18 protein-coding genes, 1 tRNA gene and 1 riboswitch are annotated in these 21,980 nt (G+C 73.8%); of the genes, 8 read left to right on the top strand and 11 right to left on the bottom strand.

The features are described 5' to 3' along the window. Position 1: 1 nt before the first annotated feature. The 6 genes from AC6CKD_RS06855 to AC6CKD_RS06880 all read right to left on the bottom strand — a co-directional run bounded on the left by AC6CKD_RS06855 (position 2) and on the right by AC6CKD_RS06880 (position 5,015). A complete protein-coding gene (locus AC6CKD_RS06855; protein WP_498325844.1) occupies positions 2 to 1,057 on the bottom strand; it encodes a FecCD family ABC transporter permease in 1,056 nt (351 codons plus the stop codon). After that, on the bottom strand, positions 1,054 to 2,046 hold the full coding sequence (locus tag AC6CKD_RS06860; protein ID WP_498325845.1) for an ABC transporter substrate-binding protein: 993 nt from the start codon (positions 2,044 to 2,046) through the stop codon (positions 1,054 to 1,056). The genes AC6CKD_RS06855 and AC6CKD_RS06860 overlap by 4 nt, the downstream gene beginning before the upstream one ends. Before the next feature lie 57 nt (positions 2,047 to 2,103). After that, positions 2,104 to 2,190, bottom strand: a riboswitch (cobalamin riboswitch). 47 nt (positions 2,191 to 2,237) lie between these two features. Continuing rightward, a complete protein-coding gene (locus tag AC6CKD_RS06865) occupies positions 2,238 to 3,272 on the bottom strand; it encodes a helix-turn-helix domain-containing protein (RefSeq protein ID WP_498325847.1) in 1,035 nt (344 codons plus the stop codon). Between the two features lie 164 nt (positions 3,273 to 3,436). Continuing rightward, positions 3,437 to 3,946: a GNAT family N-acetyltransferase gene (locus tag AC6CKD_RS06870; protein WP_498325848.1), complete on the bottom strand. Its 510-nt coding sequence runs from the start codon at positions 3,944 to 3,946 to the stop codon at positions 3,437 to 3,439. A 207-nt stretch (positions 3,947 to 4,153) separates the two neighbouring features. After that, positions 4,154 to 4,226, bottom strand: a tRNA-Trp gene (locus tag AC6CKD_RS06875). Positions 4,227 to 4,280: 54 nt separating this feature from the next. Continuing rightward, positions 4,281 to 5,015, bottom strand: coding sequence for an ankyrin repeat domain-containing protein (locus tag AC6CKD_RS06880; RefSeq protein ID WP_498325849.1), 735 nt, complete (start codon positions 5,013 to 5,015; stop codon positions 4,281 to 4,283). Positions 5,016 to 5,371: 356 nt separating this feature from the next. Between AC6CKD_RS06880 and AC6CKD_RS06885 the strand changes: the two genes are divergently transcribed. The 3 genes from AC6CKD_RS06885 (at position 5,372) to AC6CKD_RS06895 (ending at position 8,871) form a co-directional block, all read left to right on the top strand. Next, entirely contained in the window at positions 5,372 to 6,703 is a 1,332-nt protein-coding gene (locus AC6CKD_RS06885) for a glycoside hydrolase family 18 protein (RefSeq protein WP_498325850.1), read from the top strand. A 99-nt stretch (positions 6,704 to 6,802) separates the two neighbouring features. Further along, complete coding sequence (locus tag AC6CKD_RS06890) at positions 6,803 to 7,987, top strand: serpin family protein (RefSeq protein ID WP_498325851.1); 1,185 nt, start codon at positions 6,803 to 6,805, stop codon at positions 7,985 to 7,987. Beyond that, positions 7,987 to 8,871, top strand: coding sequence for an aldo/keto reductase (locus tag AC6CKD_RS06895; RefSeq protein WP_498325853.1), 885 nt, complete (start codon positions 7,987 to 7,989; stop codon positions 8,869 to 8,871). Before AC6CKD_RS06890 ends, AC6CKD_RS06895 begins: the two co-directional genes overlap by 1 nt. Positions 8,872 to 8,925: 54 nt before the next feature. Here AC6CKD_RS06895 and AC6CKD_RS06900 read toward each other — a convergent pair whose 3' ends face one another. Further along, positions 8,926 to 9,981: a PfkB family carbohydrate kinase gene (locus AC6CKD_RS06900; protein ID WP_498325854.1), complete on the bottom strand. Its 1,056-nt coding sequence runs from the start codon at positions 9,979 to 9,981 to the stop codon at positions 8,926 to 8,928. Further along, positions 9,978 to 10,622, bottom strand: a complete 645-nt coding sequence (locus tag AC6CKD_RS06905; protein ID WP_498325855.1) for a bifunctional 4-hydroxy-2-oxoglutarate aldolase/2-dehydro-3-deoxy-phosphogluconate aldolase — start codon at positions 10,620 to 10,622, stop codon at positions 9,978 to 9,980. Before AC6CKD_RS06905 ends, AC6CKD_RS06900 begins: the two co-directional genes overlap by 4 nt. 89 nt (positions 10,623 to 10,711) lie before the next feature. Here AC6CKD_RS06905 and AC6CKD_RS06910 point away from each other — a divergent pair, with 89 nt between their 5' ends. Then, complete coding sequence (locus AC6CKD_RS06910; RefSeq protein WP_498325856.1) at positions 10,712 to 11,512, top strand: IclR family transcriptional regulator; 801 nt, start codon at positions 10,712 to 10,714, stop codon at positions 11,510 to 11,512. Between the two features lie 33 nt (positions 11,513 to 11,545). Here the strand turns inward: AC6CKD_RS06910 and AC6CKD_RS06915 are convergent, their stop codons facing one another. Further along, complete coding sequence (locus AC6CKD_RS06915; RefSeq protein WP_498325857.1) at positions 11,546 to 13,627, bottom strand: tetratricopeptide repeat protein; 2,082 nt, start codon at positions 13,625 to 13,627, stop codon at positions 11,546 to 11,548. A 173-nt stretch (positions 13,628 to 13,800) separates the two neighbouring features. Continuing rightward, the gene (locus AC6CKD_RS06920) at positions 13,801 to 14,844 is read right to left on the bottom strand and encodes a S66 family peptidase (RefSeq protein ID WP_498325859.1); all 1,044 of its coding nucleotides are present in this window, start codon (positions 14,842 to 14,844) and stop codon (positions 13,801 to 13,803) included. 137 nt (positions 14,845 to 14,981) lie between these two features. Between AC6CKD_RS06920 and AC6CKD_RS06925 the strand changes: the two genes are divergently transcribed. The 4 genes from AC6CKD_RS06925 (at position 14,982) to AC6CKD_RS06940 (ending at position 20,265) form a co-directional block, all read left to right on the top strand. Then, positions 14,982 to 15,485 carry a helix-turn-helix domain-containing protein gene (locus tag AC6CKD_RS06925; protein ID WP_498325860.1) on the top strand — a complete coding sequence of 168 codons (504 nt, stop codon included), beginning with the start codon at positions 14,982 to 14,984 and terminating at the stop codon, positions 15,483 to 15,485. Further along, entirely contained in the window at positions 15,478 to 15,900 is a 423-nt protein-coding gene (locus AC6CKD_RS06930; protein ID WP_498325861.1) for a DUF4180 domain-containing protein, read from the top strand. The genes AC6CKD_RS06925 and AC6CKD_RS06930 overlap by 8 nt, the downstream gene beginning before the upstream one ends. A gap of 76 nt (positions 15,901 to 15,976) precedes the next feature. Next, a complete protein-coding gene (locus AC6CKD_RS06935) occupies positions 15,977 to 17,644 on the top strand; it encodes a sigma-70 family RNA polymerase sigma factor (protein ID WP_498325862.1) in 1,668 nt (555 codons plus the stop codon). Positions 17,645 to 17,733: 89 nt separating this feature from the next. Beyond that, positions 17,734 to 20,265 carry a helicase associated domain-containing protein gene (locus tag AC6CKD_RS06940; RefSeq protein ID WP_498325863.1) on the top strand — a complete coding sequence of 844 codons (2,532 nt, stop codon included), beginning with the start codon at positions 17,734 to 17,736 and terminating at the stop codon, positions 20,263 to 20,265. Positions 20,266 to 20,358: 93 nt separating this feature from the next. Here AC6CKD_RS06940 and gad read toward each other — a convergent pair whose 3' ends face one another. Beyond that, entirely contained in the window at positions 20,359 to 21,750 is a 1,392-nt protein-coding gene (gad, locus tag AC6CKD_RS06945) for a glutamate decarboxylase (RefSeq protein WP_498325864.1), read from the bottom strand. Positions 21,751 to 21,980: the final 230 nt, after the last annotated feature.

Consider the following 21,980-nt stretch of genomic DNA (forward strand, 5'->3'; position numbering starts at 1 on the left):
GTCATCCCACGACCCCTTCGGTACGGGTGGACCTGCGCAGCATCCACAGGAAGAACGGCCCGCCGACGAGCGCCGTGACCACGCCGACCGGGATCTCCTCCGGCGCGGCGGCGGTACGGGCGATCAGATCGGCCAGGGTCAGGAACACCGCCCCGCCCAGTGCGGCCACGGGCAGCAGCGCCCGGTGCCCGGCGCCGACGACCATCCGGGCGGCGTGCGGCACCATCAGCCCCACGAAGCCGATCGCCCCGCTGTAGGCCACCAGGACTCCGATGACGAGCGAGGTGAGGACGAACACGGCGGCCCGGAACCGGCCCGTGTCCAGGCCGAGCGTCTGGGCGCCCTCCTCCCCCGCGAGCAGCAGGTCGAGCGGCCGTGCCAGGGCGACGAGCAGCCCGGTACCCAGGATCAGGGCACCGGCGGGCAGGGCCAGTTCGCCCCAGCGTGCCCCGCCGAGCCCGCCGAGGGTCCAGAACAGGACGCTGCGGATCTGGTCCGGGTGGGCGGCCAGCACCAGGATCAGGCTGGTCAGGGCGGACAGCACGTACTGGACGGCGACTCCGGCCAGGATCAGCCGGCCGGTGGTCATGGCGCCGCCGCGCCGGGCCATCGCGTAGACGGCGACGAGAGCGCCCATCGACCCGGCGAACGCCGCGAGGGGCACGGCGGCGGCGCCCGCGAAGCCGAGGATTCCGGCGCCGAAGACGATCACCAGCACGGCCCCGGCCGAGGCCCCGGAGGAGGCTCCGAGCAGGAAGGGGTCGGCGAGCGGATTGCGCACGAGGGCCTGCAGCACGGTTCCCGCGACGGCGAGTCCCGCGCCGACGACGGCCCCGAGCAGGACGCGCGGCATCCGGACGTCCCACACGATCGCCCCGAAGGCGCCTGCTCCCCCACCGGGTCCCGGTCCGCCGAGCACGATGTCGAGCACCTGGCCCGGAGGGATCCGTACCGGCCCCAGGGCCAGCCCCGCCAGGGCCGACGCGGCCAGCGCGGCGGCGAGCAGGGCCAGTACGACCGGTGTGCGGGTGAACGCGCGGGCGGCCCGGAGCCTCACGGGGCGTCGGGGTGGAGCTGGCCGCCCAGCGATTCGACGGCGTCGGCGACGCGTACGCCGAGCACGGCGGAGGACAGCGGCAGCACGACGAACCGCTGGTTCTTGACGGCGGGGACCTGCGCCAGCGCGGGGTCGTTGAGCAGGCGCTGCTTCTTGGCTTCGACGGTGGTGCCGCCGTAGTCGTAGATGAGGACGACCTCGGGCTTGCGCTCGATGACCTTCTCCCAGGACACGTCGCCGAAGGTGTCGTCGAGGTCGGCGAACACGTTCGTCCCGCCCGCCAGCGAGACGATCTCGTTGCCGATGCCGTTGCCGCCCGAGGTGAAGGCGGAGGCCTCGCCGGAGTCGTAGACGAAGACGGCGGGCTTGCCCCTGTCCTTCACGCGCGCGCTGACGGCGTCGATGCGGCGCTGTTCGCCGGCGAGGAGCCGTTCGGCGCGTTCGGGCACGCCGAAGGTCCGTGCGACCTCGGTGATCTCGGTCCTGAGCTGGTCGAGGCCGACCTTGCCCTCGGTGCAGTACTCCACGCTGAGCCGGGAGTTGATGCCGGACTTCGCGAGCTCCTCCCGGTCACGGCCCTGCGCCTTGTCGAAGGCGCTGGAGTAACCGCCGTACACGAAGTCGGGGTTGGCGCCGAGGAGGATCTCCTTGGCGGGGTACTCCTTCGCCAGCACCTTGATCTTGTCGTACGCGGGCCGGTAGGCGGGCAGTACGGCGTCGTCGAGGTAGGCCGTGCCGACCGTCTCGCCCTCCAGCCCGAGGGCCAGGAGGATCTCGGTGGCGTGCTGGTTCATCGCGACCGCACGCTGCGGCGGTGCCTGATAGGTGCTGGTGACACCGCAGTTGGTGAGCGTGTACGGGAAGCCGGGCGCGACGCCCGCCGCCGCCTTCGCGTCCTGCGGTCCGGGTGATCCCCCGCACGCGGCCAGCGGTATCAGGAGGGGGACGGGCAGGAGCGCGCGCAGCAGCGCACGGGGGTACGACGACATGGTGAAGCCTCTCCGGGGGATCCGCGTCCCCTGGTCGAACCGAAAGAGGCGGTGCGTCAGTGTCTGACTCCCGGGTCCCCGCGCGGGCGCGGGGGTGTTCCGGTCACAGTGGCGGGACCGCACCGGATTCGCACCGGTTTCCTGTCCTGCACCGCCTGGATAACCCGGCCCAGTGTGCCAGAAGGCCGGCGTCAGCGTTGCGGGCGCACCGCGTCGGCCGCCGGAGCCGTCCGCGCAGGGCGGGAGGCGAGGGCCCGCAGCGCCTCGGCGGAGGGCGATCCCGGCTCGGCGGTGTAGAGGTAGAGGGCCTGGTCGGGGTCGTCCGGAAAGGTCAGGGACTCGTACTCCAGGGCCAGTTCGCCGACGACGGGGTGCCGGAAGCGCTTGGTGCCGTGCGTGTGCTCGAGCACGTCGTGTCCGGCCCACCACCGCCGGAAGTCCGCGTCGTGCGAGGCCAGTTCATCGACGAGGGGACGCAGCCCGGGATCGTACGGGTGCCGGCCGGCGTAGAACCGCAGCGCGGCGACCGCTCCGCGCGCGGCGCTCTCCCAGTCGGCGAAGAGCTCGCGGGCGGCGGGGTCGAGGAAGAGGAACCGGGCCAGGTTCCGGCGGAGTTCGTCCTGTGTGCCCAACGCCACTGTGCCCGATTCCGCGGTGCCCGATTCCGTGGTGCCCGATTCCGTGGTGCCCGGCTCCACCGGGTCCGACTCCGCCGCGCCGAAGTCGGCGTAGAGGGCCTCAGCGAGCCGGTTCGCGGCCAGGACGTCGAGCCGACGCCCCATGATCATCGCCGGGGTGCCGTCGTCCAGGGCGTCCAGGGCGTCCAGCACCCGGTACAGGCCCGCCCGGACCCGCTGCGGGCCGGTGGTTTCGGCGGGGCCGGGGCCGCGAGCCGCCGCACCGGCGGCGGGCCCGGGCCCGGGGGCTCGCTGCGGCCGGGCCAGGTCGAAGAGGTGGGACCGCTCGGTGGCGTCGAGCCGCAGCGCACGGGCCACGGCGTCGAGGACCTCGGCGGATGCGTGCAGGGTGCGGCCCTGCTCCAGCCGCGTGTAGTAGTCCACGCTGACCCCGGCGAGCTGGGCGACCTCCTCGCGCCGCAACCCGGGCACGCGCCGCCTCCCCGGGTGGGCGGCGGCACCCACCTGCTCGGGACCGATACGGGCCCGTCGGGAGCGCAGGAAGTCCCGCAGATCGGACTGGGGCTCGCGCCCGGCGGTGGCGGTCATTCCCCCAGGCTAAGCGGTTCCCCCCGGTTCCTCCGGCACCTCCGGGCCGGGCAGGGCTGTGCCGAACGAACGACGCAGGAACGCACTGCGACGGCGGCCGGCGGAAGACGGGCCGTGGGGTCATGGCGCGATGATGTCCACACGTCGGACCGTCCTTCCATGGATCAAGGCATATCCGAACCCAACGCGTCTCCTTCGGACTTGAAGGTACGGAACCCACGGCGGTGGTAGTCGGGCAGTGCGTTCGCGTTGTCGGCCGACGATGTGTGCAGCCATACCCGGCGCACGCCCGGCACCAGTTTCCAGCCCTGCCGGATCGCGAGGGTCAGCGCATGGCCGCCGAGCCCCTTCCCGGTGAACTCCGGCAAGAGCCCGAAGGTCCTGATGTCGACGTCGGCGCCCGGGTGAAGGTCGTAACAGACCATGCCGGCGGGCTCGTCCGCCAAGGTCAGCAGCCAGCACGTCCGGTCCGGACTCTCGGCGAACCACGAGTGCCACTCCTCCGGGCTGCGGCGGGCGCTGCGCCACTGGTAAGGCGCCCCGATCCGGGCCATCAGCTCGGGAACCAGCGACAGGTCCCTGCCAAGGGCGACGAGCGCCAGGCCCGGGGCCGGAACACCGGGAACGAGCTGACTGGGGTCGGTCATCTCGACGTACGTCACGATCTTCGTCACCCGGGAAAGGCTACGTCCGACCGGCCCACGCTGCCTCGGAGTCAAGAAAAGGCCGACTACCTCGCCGCTGGTGCTCCGAATCATCGTGGCGGAGCCTGACGAGAGCACCTGTCCACGCTCGGGTAACCATGATCGAACATGAGAGAAGCCCCCTGACCGCGATCGGTCAAGGGGCTCAAACAGGCTTTCACCTGCTACTTGCTCTTGCAGGGGTGGCAGGGCTCGAACCTACGACAACCGGTTTTGGAGACCGGTGCTCTACCAACTGAGCTACACCCCTTCGGTGAGACCAACCATGTCACGACGCACGCCGAAGATCCACTGAATACAGGGGTCAACCGCGGGGAATTTCGTCCCGGGTCCGCGCGCCGACGGACCCGAGCCAGGCGATGAGCGGGCCGGCTTCGCTGGTCAGGGCCATGTCGAGCGGGGTCAGCCCGCCGTGGCCGATCCAGTTGATGTCCGCCCCTTGAGACAACAAGTATCGGGCTGTGGACAGTTGACCCCCGTGACACGCCGCCCAGAAGGCGCTGGTGACCTCCGCTGGACCCGCCCCCGCGGCGACGGACTCCTCGACCGCGGCGAGCAGGCCGAGGGTGGCGGCGTCCTGGAGGGTGGGGCGGGCTCCGAGTTCGAGGAGCCTGCGGGCCGCCCTCCACTGCCCGAAACCGCTCGCGTCGGCCAGTGGGCCACCGCCTCCGAGCACCGAACCCGGGGCCTCGATATCGGCCCCCGCCTCGACCAGGGCGTCGATCGCGGTGACGTCGTCGTTGCTCGCGGCCCAGTGCAGCGGGGTTTCCCGGTGCGAGCCGACGAAGCGGGCCCCCGGATCGGCTCCGGCGGCGACGAGGGTACGGATCACCTCCGCGGTCCGCGGGTAGTGCCCGGGCCAGTCCACGGCGACGTGCAGCAGGCTCCGCTCGCCCGCCGCCTCGCCCCGCTTCACGATCCGGCCCGCCGCCAGCCGGGGGTGCGCGTCCAGCAGCCGCCGGAGTCCGGCCAGGTCGCCGCCCCGGATCGCGGCCGTGACGGCTACGGCGAGCGGGTCGTCCGATGCGAGAGAGAGCATGCGGCCCAGGCTACGAGGCCCCGCCCTCCTGGGCGCGGACGGGCTGGTCTCCGTACAACTGCGCCCGGAGAGCACCGGGACGGCCGTGTATGAGGACTCCCCGGCCGCCGTCACCCATCTGCTCGCCGCCACGGCGGCCTCGCCGACGACGTCGGCCAGGCCAGGCCAGGCCAGGCCAGTGGAGCCTGCCCCGACCCGTGCGGACCGGACCCACCAGGCACGCCGGGCACGGCCGACGCCCTCCCGTCCGCACCGACTTGCCCCACCCCCTTGACCCACTGTGGTCCAGACCAATAGTTTCCGCATGCACAGCGCACGCGCCCCGGCACCACTCACCGCATCCGCAAAGGAAGCCCATGCGCCGCAGCATGCTCGGCAGGCTGGCCGTCGCCGCCTGCTCCCTCTCCCTGCTGACCGCCTTCGCCCCCGCCCACGACGACGCCCGCCAGGCCGGCTCCGGGCACGGCCGCTCGTACAAGAAGGTCGGCTACTTCACCCAATGGGGCGTCTACGGACGGGACTTCCAGGTCCAGGACCTGGAGAAGAACGGCAGCGCGAGCAAGCTCACACACATCAACTACGCCTTCGGCAACATCAGCGCGGACGGCAAGTGCTTCACCGGCAACATTCCCGGTGAGGCCGACGCCTGGGCCGACTACGTCCGCCCGCTGGACGCCGAGAACTCCGTGGACGGCGTCGCCGACGACTGGGTGCAGCCGCTCGCCGGCAACTTCAACCAGCTGCGCGAGCTGAAGGCCAAGCACCCGGACCTCAAGGTCCTGATCTCCCTCGGCGGTTGGAGCTGGTCCACGCACTTCTCGGACGCCGCGCTCACCCCGGCCTCCCGCAAGGCCCTCGTGTCCTCCTGCATCGACCTGTACATCAAGGGCAACCTCCCGCAGGACGGCAGCCGCGGCGGCGCGGGTTCGGCCGCCGGGCTCTTCGACGGGATCGACCTCGACTGGGAGTGGCCGGGCTCGTCGGGCGACACCGACACCACCTACCGCCCCGAGGACAAGAAGAACTTCACCGCCCTGGTGGGCGAGTTCCGCACCCAGCTCGACGACTACGCCCGCAGCCAGAAGCGGAAGGCGAAGTACGAGCTGTCCGCCTTCGTCCCGACCGCCCCCGCCAAGATCGACGCGGGCTTCGACGTCCGCCGGATCATGCGCGACCTCGACTTCGTGACCCTCCAGGGATACGACTTCCACGTCTCCGGCGAGGCGACCACCGCCCAGCAGTCCGCGCTGTACGCGAGGAACGACTTCAGCGTCGACGGCACCGTGGACGCCTGGGAGCGGCGCGGCGCGCCCGCGCACAAGCTCGTGATGGGCATGCCGTTCTACGGGCAGGGCTGGACCGGCGTCAGCGGCGGCGGGGACGGCATGGGGCAGCCCGCGACGGGCCCGGCGCCCGCCGCCTGGGCAAACGGGTACGCGGACTACAAGGAGCTCAAGCAGCTCGCGGCGTCCGGTACTTACAAGCTCCACCGGGACCGGCGCAACGGCAGCGCCTGGCTCTTCGACGGCAACACCCTGTGGACGTACGACGACCCGCAGGTGCTGCGCACCAAGACCCGGTACATCCGCGAAGAAGGCCTCGGCGGCGCGATGTTCTGGTCACTGGACGCGGACACCGCCGACGGTGAGCTGATGACCGCGGTCGACGAGGGTCTGCGCGGCCGCTGACGGCCCCGCCCCTGAACAGCGCCGCCGGGCCGCGGAGAACGACCCGTCCCGGCGGCGCCCCAACCCCAACCCCAACCCCAACCCCTTACGCTCCCCCGCATGAAGACGAAAACGGTACGGGTGGCCAACGCTCTCGCCTCGCGCTGGGCCGGGCACGCGGCGGCGGACGGCACGGGCACGGTGTTCACAGCGGCCGGAGTCTGGCCGCTGTTGGCCCTCCTCGCGGACGGAGCCGACGGCCCCGCCCGCACCGAGCTGGAACAAGCCCTCGGCATACCCGCCGACACGGCGGCCGAAGCCGCCCGGGAACTGCTGACCGCCCTGGACGGCGTACGGGGCCTGCGCTCCGCCACCGGCGTCTGGGCGCGGCGGGACGTCCCACTGGAAGAGGCGTGGTCGGCCCGGCTCCCGGACGGGACCCGGACCGCCCTCACCGGAGACGAGGACACCGACCGCAAGGCGCTGGACGCATGGGCCGCCGAGCGGACCGGCGGGCTCATCGGGGCGATGCCGGTCGAGGTCGGACCGCACGTCGACCTGGTCCTCGCCTCCGCGCTCGCGCTCCACCTGACCTGGGAGAAACCCTTCTCCGAGCGGCGGGTGCGGCCGCCGCACGGCCCGTGGACCGGGCGTTCCCTGCGCGGGCTGACCGCCGTCCACGCCTTCCCCGAGCGGGTCCGGGTGGCCCGGGGGCCGTCCGGCCCGGTCACCCTGCTCCGCGTACCGGGTGCGCCCGGCGCCCGCGGCGCGGACGTGCACCTGCTGCTCGGAGAGCCCGGGGCCGCTCCGGGGGACGTACTGACGACCGGGATCGCCGAGGTCACCGGCGCGCTGGCCTCCTCGACCGCGGGGGAGCTCGCCGACGGTCCCGCGGGACCCGGACTGTCGCTCCACACCGTGGATTCGACCACCCCCGAACCCGTGGTCCGGATCACCACGGTGGCCTTCGACCTCCGCGCCGAGCACGATCTGCTGAGGCACTCCGGGCTGTTCGGGCTCACGTCCGCGGCCTCCCGACCCGGCCACTTCCCCGGCATCTCCGCCGTCCCGCTCGCCGTCACCTCGGCCCGCCAGTCGGCCGTGGCCCGCTTCCACGCGGAGGGCTTCGAGGCCGCGGCGGTCACCGCCGTCGGCATGTACCGCGGGGCCGCGGGGGTCCGGTCGTACCGCGTCCGGCGCGCCGACTTCGAGGTGGACCGGCCCTTCGGCTTCCTCGCCGTCGACCGGGAGTCCGGACTCGTGCTGTTCGCGGGCTGGGTCACCGACCCCGCTACCCTCACCTGATGACTTCCGACAAGATCACCGCGGCCGACTCCGGCACCTGGCTCCTCGGCGACCTCCCCGTCCGCCGCATGGGCTTCGGCGCGATGCGGCTCACGCACCTCGCCGACGGCTCCCCCAGCGACCGGGACCGGGTGACCGGGGTGCTGAGGCGGGCGGTCGAGCTGGGGGTCAACCACATCGACACGGCCGCCTTCTACTTCTCCGCGACCCGCTCGGCCAACGAGCTCATCAACCGGGCCCTCGCCCCCTACGCCGACGAGCTGGTCATCACCACCAAGGTCGGGCCGGGCCGCGACGCCGCCGGCGAGTGGTGGTGGGCCACGCCCGGGCAACTGCGCGGGCAGGTAGAGGAGAACCTGCGCCAGCTGGGCCGCGACCACCTGGACGTGGTCAACCTGCGCGTCAAGCGCCAGGCGGAGACCGGTTCGATCGCCGAGCACTTCGGGGCCCTCGCCGAGCTGCGCACGGCCGGGCTGATCCGCCATCTCGGCGTGTCCAACGCACGGCCCGACCACCTCGCCGAGGCGCGGGCCATCGCCCCCGTGGTCTGCGTGCAGAACGCGTACGGGATCGGTTCGCCGGCCGAGGAGCACGCCTTCCTCGACGCGTGCGGCGAGCAGGGCATCGCCTTCGTCCCCTTCTTCGCCCTCGCGGGAGCGGGCAAGGAGGCCGGTGGGGTCACCGAGGAAGGCCCGGCGGTACGCGAACTCGCGCGGGCCCACGGGGTGTCCCCGGCCCAGCTCCGCCTGGCGTGGACCCTGAGCCGGGGCGCCCACGTGCTGGCCATCCCGGGCACCGGGAACCCGGAGCACCTGGCGGAGAACGTCGCCTCCGGAGCACTGCGGCTGTCGGCGTCGGAGACCGCCCTGCTCGCGGCCGCGTAGCCGCGCCGGGCGCCCTCTACCAGTCGTGCACCGAACCGTTGCTGTCCACAGTGCTCATGTCGTCGCCCGTCCCGTGCCGAGGGGGTGGTCGCGGTGGGCGGCCGCCAGGGCGGCCGTTTCGGTGAAGTCGGGGATGCGCCCGGTGCCGCCGCGGCCGGATACGGAGAGGGAGGCGGCGGCCGTCGCGTACGCGACGGCGGCCGCGAGGCTGTCGCCGAGCGCGAGTCGGGCGGTGGCGGTGCCGGTGAAGCAGTCCCCGGCACCGGTCGCGTCGACCGGGTCGGGATTGACCGGGACGGGGAGGTACGCCGCCCCCGTACCGTCGTCCAGCACCAACCGGTCGGCGCCCGCGGTGACCGCGACGGTACGGGCGCCCAGGGCCCGGTAGCGGACGGCGGCCTCGGCCGGGTCGTCGGTGCCGACCAGGGCCAGCGCGTCGGCGGGGCAGGAGGTCTTCAGCAGGCCGGTCAGCGGGGCGATGCGGGCCAGCAGCGTGCGTGCCTCGGCCCGACTGGTGAGCCGGGGGCGGAAGTTGGGGTCGTAGGAGAGATGCCCGCCGGCTCCGTGCACGGTCTGGGCGGCGAGGAGTACGGCTTCACGGCTGCTCGGCGACAGGGCGCCGGCGATGCCGCTGGTGATGAGGGCCTTGGCGCTCGTCAGCAACTCCCGCCAGGACCCGACGTGTTCCACCGAGAGGGTGGAGCCGGCGCTGCCGGTGCGCCAGTAGACGAACTCCCGTTCGCCCTCGGTGTCGGCGCAGAGCAGGTAGGCGCCGTTCGGGCGCGGGGAGCGGCGCACGTGGGAGACGTCCACGCCGAGTTCGGCGGCGCGGGCCAGCAGCGGGACGCTCAGCTCGTCCTCCCCGACGACGGCGAGGAGGGCGGTTCGGGCTCCGGCGGCGACGGCGGCGGCCGCGGCGTTGAGGGCGTCCCCGGAGAAGGAGACGCGGGCACGGGTGCCGTCGGCGGCGTCCCGCAGGGCGGTCTCGGCATGGATCTCGACGAGCACCTCGCCGAGGACGAGGACGTCGTACCCCTGCGGCCCGGCCGTGCTCCCCGTCGCGCTGCCGGACCGGACCGCGCTCCCCGTCACGCTCCCGGACCCGGTCACGGCCGGCGCTCCGTGCCCGCGCAGCCGCCGCAGCAGGGCTGGGCGAGGTCGGCGAAGACGGCGGCCAGCTCGCCCGGGTCGGCGGGCAGGCCGCCGCCTATGCCGACGGCTGCGGCCCCGGCGGCGAGCCAGTCGCGGACCTCGCCCGGTGCGATCCCGCCGGTCGGGATGATCAGGGCGTCGGGGAGGACGGCCTTGAGGGAGCGGATGAAGGCGGTCCCGCCCACGTGGGCGGGGAACACCTTCGCCGCGCCGCCGGACCGGACCGCGGCGGCGATCTCACCGGGGGTGAAGCCGCCTTCGATGAAGACTGCCCCGCGCTCCCGGGCGACCTCGCGGACCTCCGGAGCCGGGTACGGGGAGATGAGGAAGGCCGCGCCCGCGTCGAGTGCGGTCCGCGCGGCCCCGGCGGTGGTGACGGTGCCGACCCCGATGAGGGCGGGCCGCCCCTGCGCGTCGGCGAGCGGCACGGTACGGGCCACCGCCTCGGCCCAGCCGGGAGTGGAGGTGGTGAGTTCCACGGCGCGGCAGCCGGCTGCGAGGAGGGCGGTGGTGTGGCGGACGGCCTCGTCCGCGCAGGTGTTCCGCAGGACCGGCAGCAGTCGCTGCGCGGTGATGGCCGCATACGGGTGACAGGACAAAGGACTTACCTCCATTTGTTCCACGTAATGGAACTTGATATCGTGTAACGGAACTTATGATGCAGACCATACCCATCGATGGAGATCCCTTGTCCACGGACGAAAGGCCCGGGAACGCAGGGGCCGAAAGCACCGCGCGCGGCGGACGCACCTCCGCCGCGGGTACGGCCCTGGAGAAGTCGATGCGGATCCTGGAGGCCGTGGCCGCGCCCGGCGGCCCGCACCGGCTCACCGATGTCATGGCGGCGGCCGCCGTGCCGAAGTCGAGCACCTTCCGCATCCTCGCCTCGCTGATCGAGCAGGGCTTCGTACGCTCCGAGGGTGAGAGCCGCTACGGCGTCGGCCCCCGGCTGCGCGGGCTGTCCGCCCTGGTCAGCGGCGGGGAGCCGGTCAGCATCGAGCAGATCCTGCGGGAGCTGCAGGAGGCCACCGGACAGACGGTCCACCTCGCCCTGCACAGCGGGGAGACCATCACCTACATCCGGAAGCTGGAGAGCGATCAGCCCTTCCGGACCGCCTCGCGGGTCGGCATGCGGATGCCGCTGCACACGACCGCGATCGGCAAGGGCATCCTGGCCGCACTGCCCGCGGCCGAGGTCCGCGAGCTGGTCGCCTCGGCCGGCCTGCCGCGCCGCACGCCGCACACGCTCACGACGCCGCGGGCCCTGGAGGCGGAGCTGGAGGCGGTGCGGGCGCGGGGGTTCGCCCTGGACGACGAGGAGAACGAGGCGACCATCCGCTGCATCGGCGCCGCGATCCTCGACGCCCGGGGCCGCCCGATCGGCGGCGTCAGCGTCACCACCGTCACCTTCCTGGTCTCCCGCACCGAGATCGAGGCCTACGCGCCCGCCCTGCTTTCGGCCACCCGCGCGCTGGCCCCGCTGCTGTAGGCCCCCGCGCGGAGCCCCCGGATCGCGCTCCGGTCATTCGGGGCCGGCGGCGCCCTGTGCGGGGTCGGGCCGGTCGGCGGCCGGGGTTCGGCCCGCGGACCGGGTCAGCAGTTCCCGGGCCGTCCGCAGGTGCCGGTGGCCCGGTTCGAGGACGGACGCGGCCCGGGCCAGGGGGTCGGTCAGCACTGCGGCCGCCTCGGGGGCCCGGTCCTGGGCGAGCAGGGCCCGGGCCCATTCCAGGCGGGAGTAGAACACGTGCGGGTGGTCCCCGCCGAGCACCCGGGTCCGGTCCGCGGTGAGTTCCGCCCAGGCCTCGGCCGCTTCGGCCGCGCGCCCGGCGCGGGCCGCCAGCGCGGCCAGGCTTCCCCGGATGGCGAGCGTGTGCGGATCGTCGGGCCCGATCCCCTCGGCGGCTTCGGCTTCGGCCAGTAGCAGGCCCAATTCCCGTTCGGTAGCGGCGGGTTCGCCCGGCCGGAACCAGATCAGGCTGCGCCGGGTCGCGAGTACCTGCGGATGGCCGGCGCCGTGGATGCGCAGGCGGTCGGCCAGCAGCTCCTCCAACTGGCGGGCCGCCGCGCGGGGATCACCGCCTTCCCCGGTGAAGTAGGCCAGTTGATGGCGGGCCGCGAGGGTGTCCGGATGCTCGGGCCCCAGCACGTCCGCGACGTCCGCGAGCAGCTCCGCGAACCGGTCCGCAGCGGCCAGGGGGTGGCCCGACTCCCCTACGAAGAAAGCCAGTTGATGTCGCACCGCCAGGGTGTCGGGGTGTCGGGGCCCGAGCCGGCCGGCGCGCCTGCGGGCGATCCCGGCGAGATCGGCGGCGGCCCGGCGCGGCTTCCCGGAGTCCCCGGTGGCGATGGCCAGCGGCAGTTCGGCGCCGGGGATCCCGCCGCGCGAGGCGAGGCCGAGGGCTTCGACGGCCCGTGCGAGACGGCCGTCCTGGTGGGCGACGAGCCCCATGTCGTAGGCGTCGGCGGGCTCCACCAGGGGCAGTAGTCCGCGCCACAGGTGGTCGGGGACGGGACCGCTGCCCGGCGTGTTCAACAGGTAGTCGAACGCGGTGAATCCGGCCCCGAAGTTTCCGATGAGCAGCCCGCTCGTGGCGTAGGCGGCGGTGCAGGCCCAGTCCATCGCCTCCGCGAAGGGCTCGGGCTGGAGGTCCCCGCCGCCCCGGGCCGCCAGGTACGGGGCGTGCAGCTCGCGCAGCCAGGCGCGGCTCACCGGGCGGCGCAGTCCGGCCCGGCGGCAGTCCACCGCCGCCGCGACCACGGCGGCGCCGCGCGGATTGGCGCCCGGGGCCCAGGCGTTCTCCCAGGCCGCCAGGAGTTCGGGGCCGGCCGCCAGCACCTCGGCGACCCCGAACCGTTCGCCCGCGCGCAGCGCGGCCCCGATGCGCGGATCGCCCTGGTGGGCGGCGGCCCGGCCGCGCTCCGCACAGGACCAGTGCCGGGGCAGCCTGATGACGGCCGCCTGGTGGAGCAGGTCGCGCTGGGCCCGCCAGGCGTCCCGGTCGGAGCCGGTGAGCCGGCTCTCCTCGCGGGCGTCGTAGCGCCGGTACTCCTGGACCCGCATCGTCGCGATGACCACCGCCGTTCGCAGGGAGGTCAGTTGAGTGGCACTGAGGCCGCCGTCGCCGAGGTGGTCCTCGAGGTCGTCGAGCCAGAGCACGGCGCGGCGCCGCCGCCGCCCGGCGATCCGTACCGCTTCGGGCAGTGCGGCGCGGGAGAGCGGGCGGACGAAGGCGTGCCGGGGGAAGCGGGTGCGGGCCACCTCGTAGGCGAGCCGGGTCTTGCCCGCCGTGGACTCCCCCACCACGAGGACGAAACGGGTCCGTTCCAGGGCGGCGCGGAGCGCCGGTTCGGCGTCGCGGCGGATGTACGCCGGCGGGGCCGCGGGGGCCTCGGCCGGGTGGGCTCCGGCCAGCTCGGGGCGGTCCACCTGGCGCAGCAGCGGGATCCGGCCCGCCGCCGTGCGCAGCAGCTCCCCGTCGGCGCCGGGGCCGGCGCCCTGACCGGAAGGCCGCATCCGCTCGGCGGCGAGCCCGGACAGCGTGGTGACGGCCGCGCCGATCCCGGCGGCCCAGGGCCCCGAGGTCCACACCGCCGCCAACGCCACCGCACCCGCTCCGAGCCCTACCGAACCGAGGTATCCGGCCCAGCCCCGAGCCCGGCCGGATCCCCTCACGAGCAACGCCGACATGCCGCCCCCAACACGTCCCGTGGGAGCCCCATTGTCACCCCGGACCGGGCCGGGGGAACCCCAACGGCGCTATGTGGAGGGGATGTTCGTCAGTACGTCACGAATACGCGGCGGGCGGGCCCGTCGACCCGGACCCGGCCCCCGACGGGGATCACGAGCTGCGGGTCGGTGTGCCCGAGGTCCACGTCGAAGACGGCCATGGTGTCGGGCGCGTACTCGCCGAGGGCCCGCAGGACCACCTCGCGCTGCTCGCGGCGGTAGCGCTCCCGCTCCTCGGCGTCGAAGCGCTTCTCGAAGGACCAGCTCTTCGCCCGGCCCATCAGGAGGGCGGGGAACTGCCGCAGGAGTCCGCGCTCCCCCATGTTGCGCAGGATCCAGTAGACGTCCTGGGCGCGCGGCATGTCCTCCGAGGTCTCCAGGAAGAGCACCCCGCCCGCGTACTCCTCGGCGGGCCGCACGGCGCGGTCGGCCATCAGCAGCCAGGAGATGATCTCCAGGTTGCCGCCCCAGCTGTTGCCCTCGACCACCCGGTCGGCGTTGTGCCAGGTCCAGCCCTTGGCCGCCTCCAGTTCCGGTTCGGCGTCGAAGGTGCCGGGGTCGTCCCAGGAACCGTTGACGTCCCCGCTGGCTGCGGCGGCGGTCAGCTCGTACTCGCCCGAGGTGAACAGCGCCGCCCGCAGGGACTCGGCCGTCAGCGGGTGCAGGGCGCCGGGCCGTCCGAGCTCGACCATCACCGAGCTCCCGTGATAGCCGACCAGCCCCAGGTTCCTCAGGTGCAGGAGCAGGTTGGTGTTGTCGCTGTAGCCGAAGAACGGCTTGGGGTGGGCGCGCAGGAGCTCGGCGTCGAGGTGCGGGAGCAGCGTGATCTGGTCGTCGCCGCCGATGCTCGCGATGACGGCCTTGATCTCGGGGTCGGCGAAGGCGGCGTGCAGGTCGGCGGCCCGTTCCTGCGGCGTCGAGCCCATCTTCCGGGTGGTCGGGTACTCGACGGGTTCCAGCCCGAACTCCTCCCGGAGCCGGCGCAGGCCCAGCTCGTAGGGGACCGGGAAGAGCTCGGGCAGGCCGGCCGAAGGGGAGAGCACCGCGACGCGGTCTCCGGGGCGGGGCTTGGCGGGGTAGCGAGGATCCGTCATCCGATGATCCTAGGAGCCGGCCCGGCGGCAGTCGAAGCGGTTTCCCGGGCCGTTCACTGCCGATCACACAGCACCGAACCTTCCTCAACCTTCCCTATCAAGACTCATTTGCCGTTCTTAAGGTAAGATCCGGAATTATGAGTGACGAAGGACGCGAGCTGTACTCGGTCGGCGAGGTCGCCGAGCTGCTCGGGCTGCACGTCCGCACCGTCCGGAACTATGTGCGCGAGGGCCGGCTGAAAGCCGTCAGGATCGGCAAGCAGTACCGGATCAGCCGGGCCGACTTCGAGGCTCTGACCAGCGGGCCCGCCCCGGCCGGCGAGGATCCGTCCGCCCTCGGGGAGGCTCCACGGCGGCACCTGGAGGTGTCGAGCATCGTGCAGATCGACGCGATCGGCCCCGACGCGGCGAACCGGCTCGCGAACCTCGTCACGGCGAGTGCGCAGTCCCCGGGGGCCTCCGCGGCCCCCCTGCGCGTCCAGACGGTCTACGACAAGGAGCGGGCCCGCATGAAGATCGTGGTCCTCGGCGACGCCGCCACCACCGCCGATCTGCTGCACCTGGTCGACGGGGTGCTCGGCCCGGGCAACGGCATGGGGAACGAGCGGGACCACGACGCGGGGACGGTGCACCGTGGCTGACCTCCTCGTGGAACACCACGGCGTGCCGGTCCTGGTCTGCGCCGCCGACGGCCCGCCCGTCGCCACCGGGCAGGACGCGCTCGACCAGCTGATCGGCGGCGCCTTCTACCGGACCGACATCGTCGCCGTCCCGGTGGAGCGGCTGGACGCCGGCTTCTTCGACCTGCGCAGCGGGCTGGCCGGGGCGATCATGCAGAAGTTCGTGAACTACCGGGTCCGCCTGGTGGTCGTGGGCGACCTCTCGCACCACCTGGGGGCGAGTTCCGCCCTGCGCGACCTCGTACGGGAGTCGAACGAGGGGCGCCACATCTGGTTCCTGCCCGATCTCGACGCCCTGACCGCCCGCCTCGCGCCGGCCGGGGAAACGGGGCCGGGCGCTCCGGATTCCGCATCTCCGGAACCGTTCGGCGGATAAGCGTTATCGGAGTCCCCCTCGACGGTCTCCCAGGTATTGGGCATCATCGAGCGCCGGTACGGACAGGGACTTTTCTATGAGCACTCAGCACACGGCAGCGCTGGTCGCCGCGGCTCGCGCGGGCGATCCCCGCGCACAGGACGACCTGGTCAGCGCCTATCTGCCGCTGGTCTACAACATCGTCGGGCGGGCCCTGAACGGGTCGGTCGACGTGGACGACGTGGTCCAGGACACGATGCTGCGCGCACTCGACGGGCTGGGCGGCCTGCGCGACGACCACAGCTTCCGGTCCTGGCTGGTCGCGATCGCCATGAACCGGGTGCGCGCCCACTGGCAGGCCCGCCGCAGCGCACCCGGCGAAAGCGGCCTGGAAGCCGCCTGGGAGCTCGCCGACCCGGGCGCCGACTTCGTGGACCTGACCGTCACCCGGCTCCAGCTGGAGGGCCAGCGGCGCGAGACGGCCCGTGCCACGCGCTGGCTGGAGCCCGACGACCGGGCGCTGCTCTCCCTGTGGTGGCTGGAGTGCGCGGGGGAGCTGACGCGCACGGAGATGGCGCAGGCCCTGGAGCTGTCCCCGCAGCACACTGCGGTACGGGTACAGCGGATGAAGGCGCAGCTGGAGGCGGCCCGGGTGGTGGAGCGGGCGCTGGGAGCCCAGCCGCCCTGCGAGGACCTGCGGACGGTGGCGGCGAGCTGGGACGGCCTGCCCTCGGCGCTGTGGCGCAAGCGAATAGCCCGGCACGCCCGCGCGTGCCTGCGGTGCGCCGGGCTGTGGAACGGCCTGGTCCCGGCCGAAGGACTGCTGGCAGGGCTGGCGCTGCTGCCGGTCTCGGCGGCGCTGCTCGCGGGCGTACGGGCGGCCACGGAGTCCGGCTTCGCCTCCGCGGGCCTGGCCGCCGGCGCTTCGGCGTACGGCTCGGGCGGGTCTACCACCCCGGGCACCGGGCCCGCCGTCGGCGGCGGCAGTGGCCTCGAAGCGCAGGTCGCCCCGGCGGGCGGCCCCGGGGACGGGCGTGCCTCGCTGCGCAAGCAGCGGCGCGTTCGCGGCCGGCGCCGGATGATCGGTGGCGCCGTGCTCGCCGCCTGTGTCGTGGGAGGGGGGCTGACCTACCTCGGCACCCGGCCCGGCACCGCCTCCCCCGAGGCGCCCCCGGCCGCGCTCGTGGCGCCGGGATCGGGGACCGCGCTGCCCCCGGAGCCGGCCTCCCCGACGCCGGGTCCCTCGGTGTCCGCCTCGCCGGGCGCTTCGCCGAGCCCCGCTCCGAGCCCGACCGCGACCGCGGGTCCGACCCCCACGCCCACCCCGAAGCCGAGCCCGAAGTCCACCCCGCCGAAGAGCCCGGCTCCCGCCCCGCCGGGCGGCGGCACCGCCTCCCAGGTGGTGGCCCTGGTCAACTCCGAGCGCGCCGCGGCCGGCTGCGGGCCGCTCAAGGAGGACGCGCAGCTCCGTACGGCCGCCCAGGGGCACTCCGACGACATGGCGCGGCGGGACTTCTTCTCGCACACCAACCCGGACGGCGCGGACCCGGGCAAGCGGACCACGGCCGCCGGGTACCGCTGGTCCACCTACGGCGAGAACATCGCGAAGGGACAGCGGACCGCGGCCCAGGTCATGGATTCCTGGATGAAGAGCCAGGGGCACCGCGAGAACATCCTCAACTGCTCCTTCAAGGACATCGGCGTGGGCCTCCACCAGGGCGACGGCGGCCCGTGGTGGACGCAGAACTTCGGCGCCCGGATGTAGGGCCGCGTCCCGTCGCTTCGATCTCCCCGCAATGATTCAAAATGGGGGCAAGATAGGAGCTGGAAGCAAACCGGCAGATCACGGTGGAGGTGGGGCGCATCAGCAGGCAGAAACTCCGTCCGCACCAGCGCGAGGCCGTCGACGCCGCCGTGCGGGCGCTGGAACTGCCCGCCGGGCGCAGGGTCCCACGGACCGGGCTGCGTACGCAGGTGATCATGGCAACGGGCTCCGGCAAGTCGCTGGTCGCCGTGCACACGGCCGAGGAGCTGCGGGCCGGCCGGGTCCTGGTGCTGGTGCCCTCCCTGGACCTCCTCGTACAGACGGCGGCCGCGTGGCGCGAGGGCGGCCGGACCGGCCGCGCGTTCGCCGTGTGCTCGCTGCGCGGCGAGGACGCGGGGGTGCCCACGACCACCGACCCGGCCGAACTGGCCGACTGGGCGGGCCCGCCCGTCGACCGGGTCACGGTGTACGCCACGTACGCCTCGCTCGGGCTCGGCACCCTCGAACGCGCGCACCGCGAGGGGCTGCCCGGCTGGGACCTGATCGTGGTCGACGAGGCGCACCGGACGTCGGGGCGGATCGGCAAACCCTGGGCGGTGGTGCACGACAACCTCCGGATCCCCTCGGTCCGCCGGCTGTACATGACGGCCACGCCCCGGGTCTGGCAGAACGGCGAGGATCCGGCGCCCGCCGAGGGCTCCGGCCGGCCGGAGGGGGTGCGCGGCCGGGGCGACCTGGTGGCCTCCATGGAGGACGATCCGGACGGACCGTTCGGCGCGCGCTGCTACACCCTCACCCTCTCGGAGGCCGTCGACCGGGGCATCTGCGCGCCCTACCGGGTGGTCTGCGTGGACGTCAGCGATCCGGAGTTCCAGGCGGCCGTGCTGCTCGGGCCGGACGGACGCTCCGACTCCGTGCGCGGCGTGCGGCTCGCGGCGCTCCAGGCGGCGCTGGTGACGGCTGCCGTGAAGCAGGGGTTCCGGCGCACCCTCGTCTTCCACCATCTGACCAAGGAGGCCGAGGCCTTCGCGGCCGGGCTGCCGGCGGTGGCCGCCCGGATGCGCGCCACGAGCTGGGCCCCCCGGCCGGTGTACCCCCGTACCGTCTGGGCGGACTGGCTGTGCGGTCAGCACACGGCGGCGCACCGGCGGCGGGTGCTGAGCGCCTTCGCGGACGACCGGGTCGCGGACAAGGCCTTCCTGGGCAGCGTCCGGGTGCTGGGCGAGGGCGTGGACACCAAGGAGTGCGACTCGGTCTTCTGGGCCGACGTACGGGGGTCCATGCCCGACCTGGTCCAGGCCGTCGGCCGGGCGCTGCGCATCCGGCCCGGGGAGGGCAAGGTCGCCTCCCTCGTGGTGCCGGTGCTGCTGGGGCCCGGCGAGTCCCCCGAGACGATGCTGACCTCACGGGCGTACGGGGACCTCGCGCGGCTGCTGGAGGCGCTACGGGCCCACGACACCCGGCTCGTCGAGTCCCTGGCGCAGCCCCAGGCCCCGAGCAGGCGCGGGGCGGGGACCGCGGGCGGCACGGAGCCCGTGGGCGGCTCCGGTCCGCGCCGCGGCGCGGCGTCCCTGCTGAGCTTCTCCACGCCCCGCGACCCGGCTCTGCTGGCGGCCTTCATCCGGCTGCGCGTCCTGCACCCGGAAGCCGAGCACTGGCGGCGCGGGGTGGAGGCGGCCCGGATCTACGCCGGGGCGGCCGGGGACCTCAAGGTGCCGTTCGCGTTCAAGGTGCCCGGGAGCGGCGGCGGCGCGGCAGCGGCGGCGCCCGTCGGAGCCGCCGGGGCGGGCGCGGCCGGCGCGGAGGGGCAGGCCGCCGAGGCGAGCTGGCCGCCGGGGCTGGCCCGGTTCCCGCTCGGCCAGTGGATCGCGGATGCCCGGCGCACGCACCGCCGCGGCGCGCTCGGCCGCGAGCGGGTGGCCCAGCTCGACGAACTGGGCATGGTGTGGAGCCACTTCGACGTGGCCTTCGAGGAAGGACTCGCGGCGGCGACCGGCTGGGCCGCCGAACACGGGCACCTGCTGCCGCCCGTGGACGCCACCTGGCGCGGGGCCCCGGTCGGGGTCTGGGTCAAGAACCAGCGGGCGGCGGCCCGCCGGCAGGGCCCCGGAGCCCTGTCCGAGGAGCGCCGGGAGGCCCTGGATGCCATCGACGCGTCCTGGTGCCCTTCCTGGGAGATCTCCTGGCAGCGGGCCTTCCACCTGACCCGGGTCCACCTGGACGCGGGCGGGCGGCTGCCGACGGGCCCCGGGGAGGCCGTGGTCCAGGGCGAGGACCTCGGCGTGTGGCTGCGCGGGCAGCGCGCGTCCTGGGAACGGCTGGCCTGGGCCCAGCGCTGGCTGCTGGAGCACGCCCTCGGGGTGACACCGCCCGACGAGGCGGACCGGCCGAAGCCCCGGGTCGCCCACGCGGACGCCTGGGCCGCGCACCTGGCGGCTGCCCGGCGGTTCCACGAGCGCGAGCGGCACCTGCGCGTGCCCCGCACGCACGTGGAGCGGGTCGGCGACCGGGACCTGCGCCTCGGCTCCTGGATCGCCAACCAGCGCTCCCGCGCCGCGTCCCTCACCCCGGAGCGGACGGCCGCGCTGACGGAGCTGGGGATGCGCTGGTCGGCGTCCTGAGCACCTCGCCCTCCAGCCCGGGCGGATCCGTCCCGGGCGGGTCCGTCCCGCGCGGGTCCCCGGGCGCCCGCCAAAGGGGGCCCGGACGCCGGATCAGTGGTGGAAGCCGGACCGGGGCGGGGCCGCGGGCACGGCCTGCGGGTGCGCGACGAGGTGTTCCACGGCGAGGCGCAGGTCGGAGACGAGCAGCGCGATCTGGTCCCGGGTCACCCCGTGCCGGATCAGGACCCGTTGGATGACCGTGTCGTCGCGCTCGGCGGGCAGCGGGTACGAGGGCACCTGCCAGCCGCGCATCCGGAGCCGGTCGGAGAGGTCGTAGAGGGTGAAGCCGGCGCCCTCCGGGTCGGTGAGCCGGTAGGAGACGGCGGGCAGCGCGCCCTGGCCGTCGTAGAGGAGGGTGAAGGGGCCGATGGTCTCGATCTCGCGGGCCAGGTACTGGGCGGTGTCCGCGCAGGCCTGCTGGACCCGGCGGTAGCCGCCCCGGCCCAGGCGCAGGAACAGGTAGTACTGCGCGATGATCTCGCCGCCCGGCCGGGAGAAGTTGAGGGCGAAGGTGGGCATGTCCCCGCCGAGGTAGTCCACGGAGAAGACGAGGTCGGCCGGGAGCAGATCGGCGGTGCGCCAGACGATCCAGCCGACGCCCAGCGGGGCGAGGCCGTACTTGTGCCCGGAGGTGTTGACGGAGGCCACGCGCGGCAGCCGGAAGTCCCAGACCACGTCGGGGTGGAGGAAGGGGGCCACGAAGCCGCCGCTGGCGGCGTCCACGTGGATCGGCACGTCCCAGCCGTGCTCGGCCTGGATCCGGTCGAGTTCGGCGGCGATCTCGGCGACGGGCTCGTAGACGCAGGTGTAGGTGACGCCGAGGATGGCGACGACGCCGATGGTGTTCTCGTCGACGTGGGCGGCGAGCTGCTCGGGGAGCAGGCCGGTGGCTCCGGGCTCCAGGGGGACCTGGCGGAGCTCTACGTCGAAGTACCGGGCGAACTTCTCCCAGCAGACCTGGACCGGGCCGCACACCAGGTTCGGCCTGTCGGTGGGCAGGCCGGCGGCGCGGCGGCGCTCGCGCCAGCGCCACTTGAGGGCGAGGCCGCCCAGCATGGCGGCCTCGCTGGACCCGGTGGTGGAGCAGCCGGTGCCGGTGGTGCCGGCCGGGGCGTTCCACAGATCGGCCAGGATGTTGACGCAGCGCGCCTCGATCTCGGCCGTCTGCGGGTACTCGTCCTTGTCGATCATGTTCTTGTCGAGGCACTCGTTCATCAGCCGGTGGACCCCGTCGTCCGACCAGGTGGTGCAAAAGGTGGCCAGGTTCTGGGCGGCGTTGCCGTCGAGGAGCAGCTCGTTGTGGAGGAGCTGGTAGACCACCTCGGAGGGCGAGTGGTCTTCGGGCATCCGGTACTTGGGGAGGATCTCGCCGCTGAGGGCGGACGCGAACACGTCCGTGTCGGCGTCGCGGGCACGCAGGTCCTTCGTCTCGTGGAGAGCCATAGCGGGACTATAACGGGATATAACCTGACAGATCATCCTGAAGTCGCCTTCAGGACGCTTCAGGGACGGCCCAGCCGGGCCAGGCTCGGGCCGGCCATCGCGCGGACATCGCATCGGCGCACGGGGATGCACTCAACGCCGGACCGGGTCCCCGGGGGGCGGTTCCGGCTGCTGCTTCCGGCCGACTCCGTGATGTGATCCCTTCCATACCCACCCCGTACGGCCGCAGG

Source organism: Streptomyces sp. GQ60 (assembly GCF_059758875.1).